At 60.4% G+C, this 19,892-nt stretch carries 18 protein-coding genes and 2 riboswitches; of the genes, 6 read left to right on the top strand and 12 right to left on the bottom strand.

Annotated features, from left to right (window positions below; genetic code table 11):
* Positions 1 to 16: 16 nt before the first annotated feature.
* From ACP7BN_RS20595 to ACP7BN_RS20570, 6 genes are all read right to left on the bottom strand, one after another.
* Entirely contained in the window at positions 17 to 781 is a 765-nt protein-coding gene (locus ACP7BN_RS20595) for an IclR family transcriptional regulator (protein ID WP_426205852.1), read from the bottom strand.
* A gap of 240 nt (positions 782 to 1,021) precedes the next feature.
* Positions 1,022 to 1,411: a RidA family protein gene (locus ACP7BN_RS20590; protein WP_426205851.1), complete on the bottom strand. Its 390-nt coding sequence runs from the start codon at positions 1,409 to 1,411 to the stop codon at positions 1,022 to 1,024.
* Between the two features lie 31 nt (positions 1,412 to 1,442).
* The gene (locus ACP7BN_RS20585) at positions 1,443 to 2,231 is read right to left on the bottom strand and encodes an amino acid ABC transporter ATP-binding protein (RefSeq protein WP_420649138.1); all 789 of its coding nucleotides are present in this window, start codon (positions 2,229 to 2,231) and stop codon (positions 1,443 to 1,445) included.
* Positions 2,228 to 2,890: an amino acid ABC transporter permease gene (locus ACP7BN_RS20580; protein WP_426205850.1), complete on the bottom strand. Its 663-nt coding sequence runs from the start codon at positions 2,888 to 2,890 to the stop codon at positions 2,228 to 2,230. Before ACP7BN_RS20580 ends, ACP7BN_RS20585 begins: the two co-directional genes overlap by 4 nt.
* Before the next feature lie 9 nt (positions 2,891 to 2,899).
* Positions 2,900 to 3,562: an amino acid ABC transporter permease gene (locus ACP7BN_RS20575; protein WP_426205849.1), complete on the bottom strand. Its 663-nt coding sequence runs from the start codon at positions 3,560 to 3,562 to the stop codon at positions 2,900 to 2,902.
* A 51-nt stretch (positions 3,563 to 3,613) separates the two neighbouring features.
* Positions 3,614 to 4,462, bottom strand: coding sequence for a transporter substrate-binding domain-containing protein (locus tag ACP7BN_RS20570; RefSeq protein ID WP_426205848.1), 849 nt, complete (start codon positions 4,460 to 4,462; stop codon positions 3,614 to 3,616).
* 409 nt (positions 4,463 to 4,871) lie between these two features.
* Here ACP7BN_RS20570 and ACP7BN_RS20565 point away from each other — a divergent pair, with 409 nt between their 5' ends.
* The gene (locus ACP7BN_RS20565; RefSeq protein WP_426205847.1) at positions 4,872 to 5,270 is read left to right on the top strand and encodes a hypothetical protein; all 399 of its coding nucleotides are present in this window, start codon (positions 4,872 to 4,874) and stop codon (positions 5,268 to 5,270) included.
* Between the two features lie 96 nt (positions 5,271 to 5,366).
* Positions 5,367 to 5,798 (top strand): thioredoxin family protein, encoded by a 432-nt coding sequence (locus ACP7BN_RS20560; RefSeq protein ID WP_426205846.1) that lies wholly within the window; start codon positions 5,367 to 5,369, stop codon positions 5,796 to 5,798.
* A gap of 134 nt (positions 5,799 to 5,932) precedes the next feature.
* Here ACP7BN_RS20560 and ACP7BN_RS20555 read toward each other — a convergent pair whose 3' ends face one another.
* From ACP7BN_RS20555 to cobW, 6 genes are all read right to left on the bottom strand, one after another.
* Positions 5,933 to 7,492: a TerC family protein gene (locus ACP7BN_RS20555; RefSeq protein ID WP_426205845.1), complete on the bottom strand. Its 1,560-nt coding sequence runs from the start codon at positions 7,490 to 7,492 to the stop codon at positions 5,933 to 5,935.
* Between the two features lie 290 nt (positions 7,493 to 7,782).
* Complete coding sequence (locus ACP7BN_RS20550) at positions 7,783 to 9,429, bottom strand: phospholipase D-like domain-containing protein (protein ID WP_426205844.1); 1,647 nt, start codon at positions 9,427 to 9,429, stop codon at positions 7,783 to 7,785.
* A gap of 49 nt (positions 9,430 to 9,478) precedes the next feature.
* Positions 9,479 to 10,153: a vWA domain-containing protein gene (locus tag ACP7BN_RS20545; RefSeq protein ID WP_426205931.1), complete on the bottom strand. Its 675-nt coding sequence runs from the start codon at positions 10,151 to 10,153 to the stop codon at positions 9,479 to 9,481.
* Entirely contained in the window at positions 10,135 to 11,136 is a 1,002-nt protein-coding gene (locus ACP7BN_RS20540; protein WP_426205843.1) for an ATP-binding protein, read from the bottom strand. Before ACP7BN_RS20540 ends, ACP7BN_RS20545 begins: the two co-directional genes overlap by 19 nt.
* Before the next feature lie 253 nt (positions 11,137 to 11,389).
* Complete coding sequence (gene cobN, locus ACP7BN_RS20535) at positions 11,390 to 15,151, bottom strand: cobaltochelatase subunit CobN (RefSeq protein WP_426205842.1); 3,762 nt, start codon at positions 15,149 to 15,151, stop codon at positions 11,390 to 11,392.
* 3 nt (positions 15,152 to 15,154) lie between these two features.
* Positions 15,155 to 16,228 (bottom strand): cobalamin biosynthesis protein CobW, encoded by a 1,074-nt coding sequence (gene cobW / locus ACP7BN_RS20530; protein ID WP_420649147.1) that lies wholly within the window; start codon positions 16,226 to 16,228, stop codon positions 15,155 to 15,157.
* Between the two features lie 100 nt (positions 16,229 to 16,328).
* Positions 16,329 to 16,541: riboswitch (cobalamin riboswitch) on the bottom strand.
* An 839-nt stretch (positions 16,542 to 17,380) separates the two neighbouring features.
* A riboswitch (cobalamin riboswitch) is annotated at positions 17,381 to 17,601 on the top strand.
* Positions 17,602 to 17,722: 121 nt separating this feature from the next.
* Between cobW and ACP7BN_RS20525 the strand changes: the two genes are divergently transcribed.
* The 4 genes from ACP7BN_RS20525 (at position 17,723) to cobM (ending at position 19,881) form a co-directional block, all read left to right on the top strand.
* Positions 17,723 to 17,920 (top strand): CbtB domain-containing protein, encoded by a 198-nt coding sequence (locus tag ACP7BN_RS20525; RefSeq protein ID WP_420649148.1) that lies wholly within the window; start codon positions 17,723 to 17,725, stop codon positions 17,918 to 17,920.
* Between the two features lie 11 nt (positions 17,921 to 17,931).
* Positions 17,932 to 18,633, top strand: a complete 702-nt coding sequence (locus tag ACP7BN_RS20520) for a CbtA family protein (RefSeq protein ID WP_426205841.1) — start codon at positions 17,932 to 17,934, stop codon at positions 18,631 to 18,633.
* Positions 18,630 to 19,043 (top strand): cobalamin biosynthesis protein, encoded by a 414-nt coding sequence (locus ACP7BN_RS20515; protein WP_420649150.1) that lies wholly within the window; start codon positions 18,630 to 18,632, stop codon positions 19,041 to 19,043. The genes ACP7BN_RS20520 and ACP7BN_RS20515 overlap by 4 nt, the downstream gene beginning before the upstream one ends.
* A 91-nt stretch (positions 19,044 to 19,134) precedes the next feature.
* Positions 19,135 to 19,881 (top strand): precorrin-4 C(11)-methyltransferase, encoded by a 747-nt coding sequence (cobM, locus tag ACP7BN_RS20510; RefSeq protein ID WP_426205840.1) that lies wholly within the window; start codon positions 19,135 to 19,137, stop codon positions 19,879 to 19,881.
* The last annotated feature ends 11 nt before the right edge of the window (positions 19,882 to 19,892 follow it).

The following is a 19,892-nucleotide window of genomic DNA, read 5'->3' as shown; positions in this document are numbered from 1 at the left end:
CCGGCAAGCGGCGCGGTTATTCGTTGATCCGCCGGGCGAGGCTGTTGGCGCTCTCGATCAGAACCCGGCGATAGTCTTCGTAATGGGTTTTGGCATCGGCGCGCGGGGCGACGATGCACAGGGTGCAGATCGCCACGCCGCTCGGGTCTTTGACCGGGGCCGCGAAGCAATGGGTAAAGGTGTCGGCGACGCTATCGAAGGAGAAAAACCCGTCGATGCCGGCCTGACGGATTTCCTGCAGAAACGTGTCCAGCGGCAGGCGTTCGCCATCGGGCAAGATGAAGTCGTCAGGGTCGATCAGGTCGATGATCTGCTGGTCGCTCAGATGCGCCAGCAGCAGGCGCCCGGACGCCGTCCACGGGATCGGTGCGTTCTCGCCGATGTCGGAAGAAATACGGAAATGCCGCTCGCCCTCCTTCATCAACGCCACCGTATATTTGCGCCCGTTGAGCAGGCACATTTGCGCGGTTTCGCGGGTCTGGCTGACGATTTCCTGCAAGGCGTGATCGGCCTCACGGCTGAGGTCGAAATGGCGCAAATGCGCCTGACCGAGGAAGTACAACTGGCGACCGAGATAGACGTGACCGTCCTTGCCCACCGGCTCGAGAATCCGCCGCTCAAGCAGTGAGGCGACCAGTTCATAAACCGTGGATTTCGGGCTGCCGATGCCGTTGGCGATGTCATTCGGGCGCAGCGGCTGGCCGATCTCCTTGAGGAAATCGAGGATATCGAACGCCCGATCCAGACCGCGTGCCCGGCGTTTGATGGTGTCTTCGGTCATTTCATTGGGTTCCCATAAAAGATGCCGGGATGGTAACTGGGCCTTGGTGTTGTGTCAGTGAGAATGCTGCCCTCACCCCCCGCCCTCTCCCCGAGGGAGAGGGAGCCTGACCGCATTGATGCAAACGTCTTTGTCTAGCGCAAAAATCTGCATCGATACAAATCAGTCCCCTCTCCCTCGGGAGTGGGCTAGGCTAGGGTGAGGGGCTACTATCTGCGCGACACCCCAACCCTCAAGTGATCAAACCTTCTTCTTGTACGCGATACAGTCAATCTCAACCTTGCAATCGACCATCATGTGCGCCTGCACACACGCCCGAGCCGGTGCATGTTCAGGCTTGAAGTACTCGCCAAAAACCTTGTTGAAACTCGAGAAATCCCGCGGATCGTCCAGCCACACCCCGGCCCGTACCACGTCTTCGAGGCCATAACCGGCCTCTTCGAGAATCGCGATCAAATTCTTCATGGTCTGGTGCGTCTGCTCGACGATACCGCCGACAATGATCTCGCCATCCACGGCCGGCACCTGGCCGGAAACGTGCAGCCAGCCATCGGCTTCAACCGCGCGGGCGAATGGTCGAGGCTGGCCGCCTGCGGCGGTGCTGCCGGTGCCGTATCGAGTAATGCTCATGAATGTTGCTCCTGAATGAAAAAGTGAACAGTCAAAACCGCGTGCTTTTGAGAAATTCCGCCAGACGCGGCGATTGCGGGCGTTCGAACAGTTCCTTGGGAGGCCCCTGCTCTTCGATCCGCCCCTGATTCATGAATACGATCTTGTCCGAGACCTCGAAGGCGAAACGCATCTCGTGGGTCACCAGCAACATGGTCATGCCGTCCTCGGCGAGGCCCTTGATCACGCTCAGCACTTCGCCGACCAGTTCCGGATCGAGGGCCGAAGTGACTTCATCGAACAGCATCAGGCTCGGGTTCATCGCAATCGCGCGAGCAATCGCCACGCGCTGCTGCTGCCCACCAGACAGTTGACCGGGAAAGTGATTGCGCCGCTCCAGCAGGCCAACGCGCTCCAGCCATTTTTCGGCCAGCGCCACGGCTTCGTCCTTGTGCAGCTTCTTGACCTTGAGCAAGCCCAGAGTGACGTTCTGCAACGCGGTCAGATGCGGGAACAGGTTGAACTGCTGAAACGCCATGCCGGTCATCGCGCGATGACGGGCGATGACTTTTTCCGCATGGCGCACGCGCTTGCCGTTGCTTTCGTCATAGCCGATCGATTCGCCGTCGAGCAGGATCTGCCCGCCCTGAAATTCTTCAAGCATGTTCACGCAACGCAGCAGCGTGGTCTTGCCCGAACCGCTGGAGCCGATCAGCGTCACCACGTTGCCGCGCTGCATGCTCAGATCGACACCCTTGAGCACTTCGACTGCGCCGTATTGTTTGTGCAGGCCGCGAATGTCCAGCAGCGGTTGCGCGTTGGAAATATCAGTCTGAGTCATGGCAAAGCCACCCGCTTTTCAATGTGCCGGCCGAGTAACTCGATGCCGAAGTTGATGACGAAAAACAGAAACCCGGCGAACAGGTAAAACTCCAGAGTCATGAAGGTGCGGGCGATGATTTGCTGAGTGCTGAGCAGCAACTCGGCCACGCCGATCACCGAGAGCAAGGTCGAAGCCTTGACGATTTCCGTGGAGGAGTTGACCCAGGTCGGCAGGATCTGCCGCAGCGCTTGCGGCAACAGCACGTAACCGAGGGATTGATAAAACGTCAGGCCGATGGCCTTGCCCGCTTCCATCTGCCCGCGCGGCAACGCCTGCAATGCACCGCGCACAATTTCCGCGACGTGCGAGCCGCAGAACAGCGTCAGCCCCAATGCACCCGCCTGAAATGCGCTGATCTGCCATCCGAGTGCCGGCGCCATATAGAAGCAGGCCAGCACCAGTACAAACACCGGCGTGCCGCGAATCAGATCGACGTACAGCCGAAACGGCGCGCGCATCCAGAACTTGCCGTAAGTCAGCACCAGACCGGCGAATACGCCAAGCACGGTGCCGAACAAAATCGCCAGCGCCGACACTTGCACGCTGGTCAAAAAGCCCTGCCACAGGGTTTCGCGGGCAATCCACAACTCGTTTAACCAACTGGGAGATGGGTACATTTCGGCCTCCTATCGGCGGATCGCCAGACGCTGCTCGAGATAGCGCAGCAGCATGGCGATGAGGTAACAGGCCGCGACATACAACGCCGTGGTGACCATCCAGGTTTCAATCACCCGGTAGCTCTCGACGTTGATCTTGCGCGCGTAATAGGTCAGCTCCGGCACCGCAATCGCGGCGGCCAGCGAGGTGTCCTTGAACAGTGAAATGAAGTTGTTCGACAGCGCTGGCAATACGTTGCGCAGCATCACCGGCACGGTCACGTAAGCTTTGACCTGCCATTCGCCGAGGCCGATGGCCAAGCCCGCTTCGCGCTGGCCTCTGGGAATACTCAACAAGCCACCACGGAACACCTCGGTCAGGTACGCCCCGGCATACAGCGAGAGCGTGATGATGAACGAGGGAATCTTGTCCAGGCGGATTCCGAGGCTGGGCAGCGCAAAGTAGATCAACAGAATCAACACCAGAATCGGCGTGTTACGGATCACCGTCACATACACCGAGGCCAGCACCCGCAAGGCGCGATGCTTCGAGAGCAAGGCAAACGCCATCAGCAGGCCGATCACGCAGCCGATGGCGATCGACACCAGTGCCAGTTGCAGGCCCAGACCGAGCCCCGCCAGCAAGGTGTCGAAATCGCGCCACACGGCGGCAAAGTTCAACTGATAGTTCATGGTCGGCAGTACCTTGAGCGGGGCACATCAGAGCGCCCCACTCTCACGGGATCATTTGAATTCGACTGGGAAACCGATGGCGGGCGATGACAGATCCACACCGAACCACTGCTTGAACGAGGCCGCGTAAGTCGGGAATTCCACGCCGGTCATGGCTTCATGCAGCGCCGTGTTGACGAAGTTCAGCCAATCCTGATCGCCGCGTTCGACGGCGCAAGCGTAGGTCTGCGGGCTCCAGGCATACGTCGGGCTGCGATAGCGGCCGGGGTTCTGCACCATCAGGTATTTGACCGAAGACTGATCGGTGGCGGCGGCATCGGCGCGGCCGGAATTCACCGCCTGATACATCAGGTCGACGCTTTCGTACTGATCGACCTTGGCCTTGGGCAGCGCCTGATGCACCAGTTCTTCGGCGTACACGTTTTGCAGCACGGCGACGGTCACGCCGTCACCGCCGGCCTGCAGGTCTTCGATTTCCTTGTACTTGCTGTTGTTCGGCAGCAGCAGGCCGACGCCTTCGCGGTAATACGGCAGCGTGAATGCCACTTGCTGCGCACGGCTGGCGGTGACGGTGATGAACTGGCAGCTCATGTCGACCTTGTCGGTCAGCAGATTGGGAATCCGCGCATCGGACGACTGCACCACGAACTCGACCTTGCTCGGGTCGTTGAACAAACCTTTGGCCACCATCCTGGCGATGTCGATATCAAAACCCTGCAACTTGCCGTCCGCGCCTTGGAAGTGCCAAGGGGCGTTGGTGCTGCCGGTGCCCACAATCAATTTGCCACGGGCCAGCACTGTATCGAGCTTGCCCTCTGCCGCTTGGGCCGCGCCCATGAAAGCGGACGAAGCCGCGAGAACAAACGCACACGTTTTGAACAAGGAAAGTCGGCGATGCATGGCAAGCACTCCAGGATGATGTTTATTCCGCTATACCGGAACACGGTTTGTCACAACGGAATAGACAGCAGAAAGTGTGCCACAGGCTTGCCGGGAAATCTTGCGAAAGGGGAAAAATCAGATAATTCAGTTAGTTGATAGCTGCCGGAATCTGCACTCCGCTGCTTATCGCTGGCGGGCATCGCTACCGAACCCTACGTAGTGGGAAGTAACGCCACGTTCAGGTGCATCGCATCGGAACCAAGCAATCAGTTGATCTGCGGCGGGAGGCAGTGACCGCTCATCGGATTACCTGCTTGACCTGTCAGATCTGACAGTTGTCAATCCAAAGGATTGAATCGCCTAATTGCACTGCCCCCAAAAGGGCTGCACACACCTCTAACCAGCGATTCCAATAAGGATATTTGTAATGGTCAATCTTGTTCAAAACGGCGATTTCGCGCAGCAAGACGAATACTGGAAAACCAGTAATCCACAAGACGTGAGTTATCCAGGCGAGCATTGTGAAATCGCCCCTCCGAGCTCGATCAGTCAGGACGTTTTAATCGATAACGCTACGAATCTCATGCTGTCAGCACGAATGAAAACAGATCAGGGTTTCGCCGGTAGTGTCTCACTTCAGCCGCATCCCACCGGCCCTGTTACAAACCTGGATGTCGGTGGCAGTCAGGCGTGGACTATTAAGTTCGCAGCCATCACAGTCCCGGCCGGGACGATCAAGGTCACCGTCAAGCTTGAAGCAAACGATGGTGCGTTCGGCACGAAGGGCGCTTACTTCAGTGATGTGGCGCTAGTTCAACTGCCTTGATGCGCCGCTGAGCTGCGACAAGCGAGCGATCACTGGGTCGCTCGCTTTATTAAACGTGAATGCCTCGCGGACATATTTCCGAGGAAAGAGTTTGCAATGAACTCGATAGCCCCTTACTCAGCGCTTCCCCCTACATACCGCAAAGCGTTGAAAACCTGGCGTCCGGTGATCTTCTACTTCGCCAACGAACACTGCCCCGCCTGCGAATGGGCCGGGCCGATTTTCAAGCAGATCGCCGAGCCGTACCGGCACCGCGCCGATATCTACATGCTCGATACCAGCCAATCGCCGCGCCATCCGCTGGTGACCGGCACGCCAACGGTACTGTTCTGCAAGGACGGCAGGTTGGTGAAGAAACTCAAGGGTATTGGTACGCCAGAGACCCTGGCCGCGGACGTTGCCCGGCACATTGGCAGGACCAAGGCGCCGACAGTGCGGCGCAAACCGCGGCATGATTTGAGTTGGCTTCATCAAGCGCTGCGTGACCTTTGCACCATTTCTCGTGCGCGAAGGTCTGCGCGCGCCTGAAAGATTGCCATCGCTGGCAGGCCAGCTCCCACAGTGTCTGGCGGTGAGCACAAATTTTGTGAACAACCGAAATCCCTGTGGGAGCTGGCTTGCCAGCGATTAGGGCCGCACGGGCACAACGTACTCCCGGCGCCTTACGCCGCCTCACGCACCAACAACACGCGCGTAACCCGCCGCTCTTCCACCGCGACCACGGTCATGCGCCAGCCATCGTGTTGCAGTCGATCGCCAATCATCGGCAAGCGATCCAGCAGGCTCATGACCAACCCGGCGAGGGTCTGATAATCCTCAGTCGGTTCCGCGCCGAACCCGGTGTGCTGACGGATGCGCGTCAAGTTCAACGCGCCGCTGACCATGTACCCGCCCTGCTCCGCGACCACGTCCGGGCCGGCGATTTCGCTGGCGTCCGGCAGTTCACCGGCAATCGATTCGAGAATGTCGGTCATGGTCAACACGCCGACGAAGTCGCCGAATTCGTTGACCACGAACGCGATATGCGTCGATGCCGCGCGCATCTGTTCCAGCGCATTAAGGATCGAGTAGCTGTCGAGCAGGTTCAGGGGTTTGCGCGCCAGGTGTTCAAGGTTCGGCTCGTGGCCGGCCAGATACTCCTTGAGCAGTTCCTTTTTATGCACGAAGCCCAACGGTTCATCCACCGCACCGTTGCGAATCAGCGGCAAGCGCGAGTAGGACGAATGCATCAACCGTGTGCGAATCGCATCGGCGTCATCGGCCAGATCGATGTAATCAACATCCGCACGCACGGTCATCAAGGTGCGGATCGGGCGCTCGGCCAGTTGCAGTACGCCGCTGATCATCACCCGCTCGCGGCGGTCAAACAGTTGCGCAGCAGGCTTCTCGCCGTCGTCCAGCAAATCGGAAATTTCCTCGCCGACTTCTTCTTCGGCCATTTTGCGCCCGCCCAACAAGCTCAGCACCGCATGCGCCGTACGCTCACGCATCGGCCGCAAGCCCTGCATCGAACGTTTGCGCCGAGCGCGGGCGATCTGGTTGAACACCTCGATCAGGATCGAGAAACCGATGGCCGCATACAGATAGCCTTTCGGAATGTGGAAGCCCAGGCCTTCGGCGGTCAGGGCGAAACCGATCATCATCAGGAAGCCCAGACACAGCATGATCACCGTCGGGTGCGCGTTGACGAAGCGCGTCAGCGGCTTGCTGGCGACGATCATCACACCGATGGAAACCACCACGGCGATCATCATCACCGACAGCTCATCGACCATGCCCACGGCGGTAATCACCGCGTCCAGCGAGAACACCGCATCCAGCACCACGATCTGCGCAACGATTGGCCAGAACAGCGCATAAGCAGCGTTGGTCGAGCGCTGGCCGATATTACCTTCCAGTCGTTCGTGCAACTCCATGGTCGCCTTGAACAACAGGAACACACCACCGAACAGCATGATCAGGTCACGGCCGGAGAAGCTCTTGTCAAACACCTCGAACAGCGGCTGCGTCAGGGTGACCAACCACGAAATACTCGCCAGCAAGCCCAGACGCATGATCAACGCCAGCGACAGGCCGATGATCCGCGCACGATCGCGCTGATGCGGCGGCAGTTTGTCCGCGAGAATTGCGATGAACACCAGGTTGTCGATACCCAGCACCAGTTCCAGCACGATCAATGTCGCCAGGCCCAGCCAGGCCGTGGGATCCGCTAACCATTCCATATTTTGTCTCGATCTCTCTCAGTGAATTCAGGCTGCCGGACACGGCAAAGCGCGGCGCGAAAGCTCGAAGGCTGCGCCATCAACCATAGACGGGTGTCGGAAAACTGGATGCTGCGAGTGCGTCAAGACCGCGCCGTGGCGCGAGGGGAATGGACAACTGGGAGGCTCCAAAACGGTGTTCATGCAAATCCTGAAAGAAAAATGGCCTTGGAGCGTACAGGCTGTAGTGACTTTCCCCACAGTCTGAAATCATTTCAAAATCTGTATTTCCTTTGGAAGCTCCAGGGTATTCAACGCCCTGCAAATCGCAATCGAGACAACTTCCGTAAATCCCCTTCGGTGAAATAATCGTTCGTCCAACGATCATCCAGCGCTAATGGACTCACCTGTTTCAAAGCAAGTTTCTTCGCGAAATAGCGAAAGCGGTAATGCTCATAGAACCTCAGCAATTCCAGGCCATAGCGATCCGCCAGATCGGTGTCGCCGCGAATGATCAGGTAGTTCTCGTCATTGCCGTTGCTGGCCGAGGCGCTGAGGTTGTGGCTGCCGCTGATGATGGTCGGCGCGTCTGTGGTGAAGTCGGTGACTACCGCTTTGGTATGCACCAGCAGATTGCCCTTCTGGCCTTTCATGTTCTCGCGCAGCCAGCCTTCGAGGCCGGTGTTGAGCAATGCAGTGGCAGCGAATTCGGCAGTGCGATCAGCGTGAAAACCGGTGATGCGGCTGACGGTGTTTTGCAGGCCGTAGCGCAGGATGTCGTCGTGGGGTTGGCCGAGCAAGGCGTTGAGGATCGCGTCGGGCAAACTGAATGCTGTGACGAACAGCAAGTCTTTTTTCGCTGCTTCGATGATCTCGACGAATTCACGCAAATCACCGCCGCCCGTGCGTGGCGAGAAGCCGACAAACAACGGCTGCGCCGGGTCCATCGGGTTGCTGGCGGTGATCCAGTCGCGGGTGGCGCCGATGTCATCCGGTTTGGCCCAGATCTGTTCGAAGGTTTGCAGGTAGCTGGCGCCGACCGCAGCGTCATCCAGCACATGCACCACGTTGGCCTGGCGATAAACTCCGTTGGCGGTGAAGTTGGTGCTGCCGCACAGCACCGCTTGCGGCTGGCGCTGACCCTCGGCGTCAAACCGACTGAGGACGATGAATTTGTTATGGAAGATGTTGTGCGTCACGCGCCCGCGCTTGCTCGCTGCGGGTAACTTCGCGAGGCTGGCCTCGTTGATCAAGGTGTCTTCGTCATCCGGTCTGGCGTGATACAGCACGCGCACCTGCACTCCGCGCTCGAACGCTGCATTCACCGTATCGACGATGGCTTGCAACTGATACTCGTAGATCGCGATGTCCAGCGCCCACTGGCCGTCGACGGCTCGTCCAATAAAATCTTGAAGCCGCCCGAGCAAACCGTTTTCCAGCCATTGGCGGGCGGCGTCGGGCCAGGCTTCGATGGGCATGTTTCGGTTGGCACTGATCTGCGCATCGAGTTCTGGAAACTTGCGCTGGAACGCCTGACTGGCCGCCACCGCGCGGTTGAAGATCACGCTTTGGTTGAGCGGCTGACCGTCGTCCGAAGTCACGGTCAGTTCCAGCGATTCACCCAGTTGCGGCGCATCCGGCGTGCCGTAGGCCAGGTGCACGCGATAGTGAATGGTCATCCCCGGATTGACCGCGTAATCGGCCCAGCGGAATTTTTGCAGCGGCGCCAGATCGCTCGGCGTCGCGTGAAACTGTGGGAAAGTGTGGGCCTTGCCGGGAAACGTCAGGCTGTTGAACAGAAACAGCCACGGCTTGGCGCCTTGCTGCTTCTCGATCGCGAATCCGAGCAAGCCTTGGCGCCGAGATTCGGCAAGGTCCATGGCCAGCAGCACGCCGTTGGTACCGGCGTAGGCTTTGACGCGAAAATCATCCTGAGGATTGGTGACCGTTACGCGCATGCTTCACTCCTTGTGAATGGGCTTGGCGCAGCATAGACCTCAAATGGATCTACAAGTCGTCGATGTGCCGGTAATCGGCAGCCAACGCATGCGCGAGTTGCTGCGCGCGGCCCAGCCGAATCGGCCCGCGTTCGATATCGATCAATAGTCCCGGACAGGCCAGCGCCGGCAGCGCTGGCAGATCTTTCAAGCGTCCATCCGTTACCACCAGCAAGCGCTGCTGCTCGGCGGGAAAGCGCTTGCGCCGCAGCGTCAGCCATTGCTCGGCCTGACTCAATGCCGCGAGCAATGGCGTACCGCCTCCGGCGCCTAATCCATCGAGCCACAGGCTTAAACCTTTGCTGGCTTTGAGGCCCTGTACCTGCCATTTCGGCGTCGCGCCGCTGGCGGTCAACAGTGCAAGGCGCGCGCGTTGCCGGTAAGCGTCGTCGAACAGTTGCGCGAGCAATCCCTTGGCATCGCTCAAGGCTTGGTGCCTGCGAGTCGAGGCCGAGGCATCGACGATCACCAGCCACAATTCATGCGGCGTGCGCGTGCGCAACTGGAACAGCAGATCCGCACGCACTTTCGGCCGCCCATTGAGCAAGGTGCCGGGCCAATTCACTGAACCGCTGCGAGCGGTATGACGCTTGCCTTGTCGGCCGTTATCCAGGCGCCCGGCACGGGGTCTGGCATTCGCCCCCGCATCGGATCGGGGACGAATGCCTAAGGCTTTTTTGGCCAGCTCGGCACTTCGCGGCGAGCGCCGGTGGCCAGTGCCGGAGCGGGCATTTCACCCCATTGGCCCTGGCCTTCGCTGGGGTTGCTCTGGGCGTTGGACGGGGATTGCGCAGGTGGTTGCGCACTGGACGTTTGTTGCTCACGACGACGGTGACGCAGAGCGAATTCGGCGACAGCATCGATGTCTTGCTCGGCAATCACCTCGGCCCCGCGCAATGCCGCATGCGCCCGGGCGGCACGCAGCCACACCAGATCGGCGCGTAACCCATCGACGCCAGCAGCGAAGCAACGCTCGGTGATTGCCGACAACGCCTGATCATCCAGAGGAATGCTTGCCAACGCGTTACGAGCGTTTTCGCAACGTTCGCGCAAGGCTTGTTGTTCGGCTTCCCACTGCGTGCAGAAGGCCTGCGGATCGCTATCAAAATCGAGTCGACGCCGGATGATCTGGCCACGTTCGCTCGGCACAGTGTGGCCGCTGAGCGCCACGTTCAGGCCAAAGCGATCGAGCAGTTGCGGCCGCAACTCGCCCTCTTCCGGGTTCATGGTGCCGATCAGTACAAACTTCGCCGAATGCCGATGGGAGATGCCATCGCGCTCGATCAGATTGGTGCCGCTGGCGGCGACGTCGAGTAGCAGATCGACCAGATGATCCGGCAGCAGATTCACTTCATCGACGTACAGCACGCCGCCGTCGGCCTTGGCCAGCACACCGGGGGAAAACTGCGCACGACCTTCGCTCAGGGCCGCGTCGAGGTCGAGGGTACCGACTAGCCGTTCTTCGGTGGCACCCAGTGGCAAGGTGACGAATTGGCCGCTGGCGAGTAAGTCCGCGAGGCCTCGGGCCAGCGTGGATTTGGCCATGCCGCGTGGACCTTCAATGAGTACGCCGCCGATTTTCGGGTCGATGGCGGTGAGGTACAGAGCGAGTTTCAAGTCATCGGCGCCGACCACGGCGGAGAGTGGGAAATGTGGGGTTTCGGTCATTTGCGGGTTCTCTTTCGTGGTCGGTGGTGGTCTAGAGTTTTGTGGGGTGTCAGGGGGGCTGCCCTCACCCTAGCCCTCTCCCAGAGGGAGAGGGGATCGATTGGGGGATATTGACGCTTTACGTCGACCTGAGCGACTTGCTGTGAATCCATAATCGGCTGGATCGTTCAGGTCGATGTACCTTTTGGAACAACTCGGTCGGCCCCCTCTCCCTTCGGGAGAGGGCTGGGGTGAGGGTCCGCTGGTAAAACCCTCATCCATCCTCTTCTATATCCAACAGCAGATTTTCCAGCGCCTCTTTATAGGCCCCCGGTTCCTGCCACATCCCGCGCTGCTGCGCCTCCAGCATCCGCTCAGTCATATCGCGCAACGCATGCGGATTATGCTCCCGCACAAACTCGCGGGTCGCCGGGTCGAGCAAATACGCGTCCGCCAACAACGCGTATTGATGATCATCGATCAACTGCGTCGTAGCGTCGAACGCGAACAGGTTATCCACGGTCGCCGCCAACTCGAACGCGCCTTTGTAGCCGTGGCGCTTGACCCCGTCGATCCACTTCGGATTCGCCGCCCGCGAGCGGATCACCCGGTTCAGTTCTTCTTTCAAGGTGCGAATTTTCGGCAGATCCGGCTGGCTATGGTCGCCGTGATAACTCGCAGCTGCTTCACCGCGCAGGGTTTCCACCGCTGCAAGCATGCCGCCCTGGAACTGGTAGTAATCGTTGGAATCGAGCAGGTCGTGTTCGCGGTTGTCCTGATTTTGCAACACAGCTTGCACCTGGCTCAGGCGCTGGACGAACTGTTCGCGGGCGGCGGTGCCTTCGTCGGAGCCGCCGTAAGCGTAGGCGCCCCAGTTCAAGTAAACCTCGGCCAGATCTTCGCGGCTCTGCCACAGGCGCCCGTCGATGGCGCCCTGCACACCTGCGCCATAGGCACCGGGTTTGGCACCGAAAATGCGCCAGCCGGCCTGACGTCGCGCGGCTTCTTCGTCCAATCCTGACTGCTGGAGCGCTACACGCTCGGCACGTACTTTGGCGGCCAACGGATTGAGGTCGTCCGGTTCGTCCAGTTCGGCGACCGCTTGTACGGCGGCGTCGAACAGGCGGATCAGGTTGGCGAAGGCATCGCGGAAGAATCCCGAAACCCGCAGCGTGACATCGACGCGCGGGCGGTCGAGCAGGCTCAGCGGCAGGATCTCGAAATCGTCCACACGCTGGCTGCCGGTGGCCCACACCGGGCGCACGCCCATCAGCGCCATGGCCTGCGCGATGTCGTCGCCACCGGTGCGCATGGTCGCCGTGCCCCACACCGAGAGGCCGAGCTGGCGCAGGTGATCGCCGTGGTCCTGCAAGTGCCGCTCAAGAATCAGCGTCGCCGACTGGAAGCCGATGCGCCACGCGGTGGTGGTCGGTAGATTGCGTACGTCCACCGAATAGAAATTGCGTCCGGTCGGCAGCACGTCGAGGCGACCGCGACTCGGCGCGCCGCTCGGGCCGGCGGGGACGAAACGACCGCTGAGTGCGTCAAGCAGGCCGCGCATTTCGGCGGGGCCGCAGGCGTCGAGGCGTGGAGCAACAACTTCGCGCAGGCTATCGATGATTGCGCGAACGTCGGCCCACCACGCATCCTGTGGGAGCGGCGGTGTCTGCTCGATCAATTGCGCGGCGAACAATTCCAGACGTTCGCGGGTATCGCCTGCGGTGCGCCAGAGTTCTTCGCTGACCGCTTGCAACAGCGGAGGCCGCGGCCCAACCCAAGGCTCAGCCAACGCATAATCCAACGGATCAAAACCCAGCTCAAAACCCTTGGCCAACGCACGCAACAAACTCGACTGCGCGCCCTTGCCGTCGCCACGCGGAATGCGCAGCAGCGCCAACAACGTGTCGATACGCAACCGCCCACTCGGCGATTCACCAAAGATGTGCAAGCCATCGCGAATTTGCGATTCCTTCAGATCACATAAATACGTGTCCAGACGCGGCAACCAGATCGCCGCATCGGAGTCACTGTCGAGGCCATCATCCAGTTGCAACTCACGGTCGATCTGCGTCTCGCGCACCAGTTGCAGAATGTCGCGTTGCAATTCGCGGGCGCGGCGTGGATCGAGCAGTTGCGCTTCGTAATATTCGTCGGCCAACAGTTCCAGATTGCGCAGCGGGCCGTAGGTTTCGGCGCGGGTCAGCGGCGGCATCAAGTGATCGATGATCACCGCCTGAGTCCGGCGTTTGGCCTGGGCGCCCTCGCCCGGATCGTTGACGATAAATGGATAGATGTTCGGCAGCGGCCCGAGCAATGCGTCCGGCCAACAGTTCTCCGACAGGCCGACGCCCTTGCCCGGTAGCCATTCGAGGTTGCCGTGCTTGCCGACGTGGATCACACCGTGTGCGCCGTAGGTCTGGCGCAACCAGAAATAGAACGCCAGATAGGCGTGCGGCGGCACCAGATCAGGGTCGTGATACACCGCGCTCGGGTCGACCTGATACCCACGTGCCGGTTGAATGCCGACGAAGGTCAGGCCGAAGCGCAAACCGGCGATCATCATCCGTCCATCGCGACACATCGGATCGGTTTGCGGCGTGCCCCAGCGTTCCAGCACCGCCGCGCGATTGGCTTCGGGCAGGGCGTTGAACATTGTCAGGTAGTCATCCATCGCCAGACTTTGCTGGCATGGACGCTGATCGAGAGTATCGAGGTCATTACTGACGCCGCCGAGCAATTGCTGAATCAACTCAGTGCCGCTGCCCGGCAACTCGCTCGGCAGCGGATAGCCCTCAGCCTGCAAAGCACGAAGAATATTCAGCGCGGCTGCCGGGGTGTCGAGCCCGACGCCGTTGCCAATCCGCCCATCACGAGTCGGGTAGTTGGCGAGGATCAAAGCGATGCGTTTTTCTGCGTTCGGCACGCGTGCCAGATCGATCCAGCGCCGCGCCAGTTGCGCGACGAAATCCATACGTTCGGGTTGCGCGCGGTAGCAGACCACATCCGATTGACTGCGCTCGCTGCGCCAGGCCAGATCCTTGAAGCTGATCGGCCGGCTGATAATGCGCCCGTCCAGCTCCGGCAAGGCAATGTGCATCGCCAGATCACGCGGGCCGAGGCCTTGCTCGCTGGCGCGCCAGCCGGGCTCGTTGTCCTGCGCACAGATCGCCTGAATCACCGGAATGTTGCGACGAAACGGCCGCAGATGCGGCGCTTCCGGGCTGGACTGGGCGAACCCGGTGGTGTTCAAAATCACCCCGGCCTCGACTTCATCCAGCCAGTCCTCGACCACCGACAGGCAGCCAGGCTCTTTCAGACTGGCGACGGCAATCGGCAGCGGATTAAGCCCCGCTGCCTGCAAGTGCTGGCAGAACACATCAATGAACGCCGTGTTCGCCGCCTGCAAATGCGAGCGATAAAACAACACCGCCGCGACCGGTTGCTCCGGCAACCAATCGGCTTGCCAGTCACTCAGTGCGGCGGTGCTTTTATGTGGGTGGTAAATCGCCGTGCGCGGCAGGGTTTGTGGCTCGCCCCACGGGTAATCGCGGTCGAGCCAAAGGTTGGCCATACACCGGAAGAAATCCAGCGCATTGCCCATGCCGCCCTGACGCAAGAATTGCCAGAGCCGGTCACGATCCTCGGCATTAACGGTGCTCAGATCGCTGAGTTCCGGATCGGGCCGGTCATCGCCCGGCACCAGAATCACCTGCACGCCGCGCTCGGACAGTTCGACCAGACGCTCGACGCCGTAACGCCAATAACCAATCCCGCCGTGCAGCGAAATCAGAATGACTTTGGCGTGACGCAATACTTCGTCGACATACAGATCGACCGAGGCGTGATTCTGCACCTGCATCGGATTGGCCAGGCGCACGCTCGGGTAATCTTCCGGCAGTTGCTGCGCGGCTTCGGCGAGCAGCGCCAGGCTGGAATCGCCGCTGCACAGGATCACCAGTTCGGCGGGAGTTTGTCCGAGGTCGGCAATGTTGTCATCCGAGACGAATCCGCCGGGCTGGGTCCTGAGCAGGTGCATGGCTTAAACGCTGAGTGCGGCGCGCAATTGCGCTTCGAGTTGTGCGGCGTCGAGTTCCTGACCGATCAACACCAGACGCGTAACCCGCGCTTCATCGGCACCCCACTGACGGTCGAAGTGCTTGTCGAAACGCGTGCCCACACCCTGAATCAGCAGGCGCATCGGCTTGTTCGGGATCGCAGCGAAACCTTTCACGCGCAGGATGCCGTGCTTGACCACCAGTTGCGTCAACGCGTCGAGCAGCAGGCTTTCGTCGGCTTGCGGCAGTTCGATGGAGATCGAATCGAAGGCGTCGTGATCGTGGTCATCGTGGTCGTCATCGCCTTCACCGTGGTGATGGTCGTGATGGCTGTGGCGGCTGTCGATGTGTTCTTCGGAACCGGCGCCGAGGCCGATCAACACGTCGAGTGGCACGCGACCACTGCTGGCTTCGATGATCTTCACCGCAGGCGGCAGTTCTTCGGCGACTTCCAGGCGCACGCGAGCGAGGTCTTCCGGGTTGATCAGGTCGCACTTGTTAAGGATGACGAGGTCGGCGCTGGCCAGTTGGTCGGCGAACAATTCGTGCAGCGGCGATTCGTGATCGAGGTTCGGATCGAGTTTGCGCTGGGCATCGACCTGATCCGGAAACGCGGCGAAGGTGCCGGCAGCCACAGCCGGGCTGTCGACCACGGTAATCACCGCATCCACCGTGCAGGCGCTGCGGATTTCCGGCCACTGGAAGGCTTGTACCAGTGGTTTGGGCAGGGCCAGGCCCGAGGTTTCAATGAGGATGTGGTCGAGGTCGCCGCGACGCGCAACCAGTTCGCGCATCACCGGGAAGAATTCTTCCTGAACCGTGCAGCACAGGCAGCCATTGGCCAGTTCATAGACGCGGCCGACCGCTTCTTCCTCGGAACAGCCGATGGTGCATTGCTTGAGGATTTCACCGTCGATGCCCAGCTCGCCAAACTCGTTGACGATCACCGCGATACGGCGGCCCTGCGCGTTGTCGAGCATGTGCCGCAGCAAGGTGGTTTTGCCCGATCCGAGGAAACCGGTAACGATGGTGACGGGGAGTTTGGCCAGTGTTTTCATCGGATGCCCTTTGGCAAGGTGGCGGGCATACGGGACGAGAACCGGCAGCGTGCGTGCGTGCCTGGAGAGTTCGCCACCGGATCACCCCGCCCGGTTTTAATTGAGAATCTGTGTCGAGGCAGGTCTCCTGGCTGACGGTGTTCAGGCACTGGGCCTGGCATTCGCTGCGCCTTCCCGCTGGCTCTGTCGGCAGAGTTGGCAGTGGCGTGGCAGCGAACAGCACCGTTCACAGTTGCGGGGGCAGCCGCGGCTTGGACCGCGTTCCCTTCTTAGCTTCGGCGTGGGCCGAAGAACCTCGAAGGGGCAAGGCTACGCATGGGTTGGTTGTGGGTCAATGGGCGTTGCTTTTTGGTCTTGTGAGCATATCCGTTGCTGCGGTGATGGCTTCTTAGGGTTCCGCCCTTACGGCGGGTCACCTTTTTCAAACGCCAAAAAGGTAACCCAAAAGGCTTCTCCCTGACGTACGGCACCTCGCTTAGGCTCAGTGTTCCCTCGCTACGGCGCCCATCAGGGGCATCGCCTCCGGTTTGCTGCGCTGCACCTCCTCTCGATGAATGCGGCTGCGCCGCACGGCGCTGCGCGCCTACCCCTGATGGACGCCTACGCTCGGCCTGCCGATGGGGCTGAGATCAAAATCAAAATCTAAAGCCAGATCAAAAGATCGCAGCCTTCGGCAGCTACAGGGGGTGTGGACATCCGCAAGAGATTGGTCGGCTGTCAGGCCGCCATCGCTGGCAAGCCAGCTCCCACAGTAGTGATTCTCGTACGCCGCATGCGGCGAAGCCGCCCCACTCAACGATGAGCGTTAGCTCGAGTAAAGCTTTTGATATCGAGCGCCCGTCGGCAGGCTGAGTGGAGGGATTGATCCGGGGGTGGGAGCGTAGCGACCGTTTGGCGCAGCCAAACACATCGAGAGGAGGTGCAGCGCAGCAAACCGGAGGCGATGCCCCCGGAACAATCCCGGAACGAAGGAACCCGAGCCACAGCGAGGGCCGAACGTCAGGGCAAAGCCTTTTGGGTTACCTTTTCGCTGGGCCGGCATCCCGGCGTTTGGAAAAGGTGACCCGCCGTAAGGGCGGACCCCTAATCCGCCATCACCAAAAAAACGGATCTGCCCCCATCCAATTGACTAAAATCCCCCCCTCATGCTCTCCTACACACCTTGTTACGGGTGCCCTTCACAGGGTGAAACGGGAAACCGGTGAATCATGTGCTTTACTCCAAAGCCATGTCAGTCCGGTGCTGCCCCCGCAACGGTAAGCGAGCGAAGCGTCAGATCCACTGTGCCATCGGCATGGGAAGGTGACGCTTGCAGGTCGGCCAACTGCCAACCCCTCGTGAGCCCGGAGACCGGCCCGCAACACACAGTGCGCATTTTGCGCCACTGAACATAACAACCCGCGGTGGGCGGGCGCTGTTTGAACCTCTGCGTGCCCGGCTCGCAGGGGTTTTCACGCGCTCTGTCACCCCGCTGACATTCCAGAGGGACGCGTCATGTCGATCATCAGCAGCAGCGGCAGCACTGACAAGAGTTTCGCCAGCACCAACACCTTGAGCCAACGCCTGACGGCCGCGATCTTCGCGTCGATCCTCGGTGCGTGCCTGGTCTACTTCGCCGGTTTTTCGCACATCGAAGCGGTGCACAACGCCGCGCACGATACCCGCCACAGCGCCGCGTTCCCGTGCCACTGAGACCTGACGACATGATCAAGCGTATTGCGCAAACCGCAGGTTTCACCGGTCTGCTGGCCGCCCTGCTCCTCACCCTGCTGCAAAGCTTCTGGGTTTCGCCGCTAATTTTGCAGGCCGAGACTTTCGAGAAGTCCGAAACTGTGACTGAGGTTCACGAACACGCCGCCGGCACCGCCGCGCACACCCACGATGGCGAAGCCTGGGAGCCGGCTGACGGCTGGCAGCGCGTGGTTTCGACCACTGGCGGCAATCTGGTGGTTGCAGTCGGTTTCGCGCTGATGCTCGCCGGTCTGTACACCCTGCGTGCGCCGACCAAAACTTCGCAGGGCTTGCTCTGGGGTCTGGCCGGTTACGCGACTTTCGTGCTGGCGCCGACCATGGGCCTGCCACCTGAATTGCCGGGCACTGCGGCGGCAGATCTGGCTTCGCGGCAGATGTGGTGGATCGGCACCGCGGCGTCCACCGCTGTCGGTCTATCGCTGATCGCGTTCAGCCGTCCCTGGTTGATGAAGGTTCTTGGCGTGGCGATCCTCGCAGTGCCACACGTGATCGGCGCGCCGCAACCGGAAGTGCATTCGATGCTCGCCCCGGAAGCACTGGAAGCACAGTTCAAAATCGCCTCGCAACTGACCAACGTCGCGTTCTGGCTGGCTCTGGGCCTGATCAGCGCCTGGTTGTTCCGGCGCAAGAGCCAAGGTCAATACCACGCATGACCGAAACTCGCGCAGCGCCGACCTTCGTGGTCGGCCTCGGCTGCCAGCGCGGCTGCCCGGCCAGTACGCTGCGCGCGTTGCTTGACCAGGCCTTGCAGGCCCATCGCATCGAACTCGACGCAGTCAAAGCCTTGGCCAGCATCGACCTGAAACGCGATGAACCTGGCCTTCAAGAACTGGCGGCACAACTGGCGCTGCCGCTGTTGTATTTCAGCAGCGAGGAACTTGCAAGTTATCAGCAACGCTTGAGTCACCATTCGCAAATCGCTTTTGAACGCACCGGCTGCTACGGCGTGGCGGAAAGTGCCGCTTTGGCGCTCGCCGAACAGCTAATCAGCGCCCCGGCAAAACTGCTGATTTCCCGGCAAAAATACGCGCAGGCAACACTGGCATTGGCTGGCGCAGCGTAAATTCCCGATAATCCATGCTTTCGATCATGAGCAATCTTCATCTGAAGACTGCTTGTGCAGCGTCTCTCCGCCCTATTCACAGGATTCAACGATGACCGTCTACTTCATCGGCGCTGGCCCCGGCGACCCGGAATTGATCACCGTCAAGGGCCAGCGGCTGATCCGCAATTGCCCGGTGATCATCTATGCCGGTTCGCTGGTGCCCGAAGCGGTGCTTGAAGGGCATCAGGCTGAAACGGTGGTCAACAGCGCGGAGCTGCATCTGGAGCAGATCATTGATCTGATCAAGATTGCGCATGCCAAGGGCCAGGACGTGGCGCGGGTCCATTCGGGTGATCCGAGTCTGTATGGCGCGATTGGTGAGCAGATTCGCTACTTGCGCGAGTTATCGATCCCGTTCGAGATCGTTCCCGGGGTGACAGCCACGGCGGCTTGCGCGGCGTTATTGGGCGCTGAGTTGACCTTGCCGGATGTTTCGCAGAGCGTGATTCTGACGCGCTATGCGGACAAGACTGCCATGCCGGCGGGTGAAGAGTTGGCCAGCCTGGCGCAGCATGGCGCGACCATGGCGATTCATCTTGGGGTCAATCATCTGGAGAAGATCCTGGTTGAATTGCTCCCGCATTACGGCGCTGACTGCCCGATTGCGGTGATTCACCGGGCGACTTGGCCGGATCAGGATTGGGTGGTGGGAACGCTGGACGATATCGCCGGGAAAGTAGCAGCCAAAGGGTTTCGACGTACGGCGCTGATTCTGGTCGGTCGCGTGTTGGGCAGCGATCATTTCAGCGAGTCGTCGCTATATCGTGCCGGGCATGCCCATCTTTACAGACCTTGAAAACAACTGTG

The sequence above is a fragment of the Pseudomonas sp. TWP3-1 genome, from assembly GCF_049896625.1.
Lineage (GTDB): Bacteria > Pseudomonadota > Gammaproteobacteria > Pseudomonadales > Pseudomonadaceae > Aquipseudomonas.
Note: the sequence above shows the minus strand (reverse complement) of the source record. Positions and strands in the feature narration are given on the sequence as shown.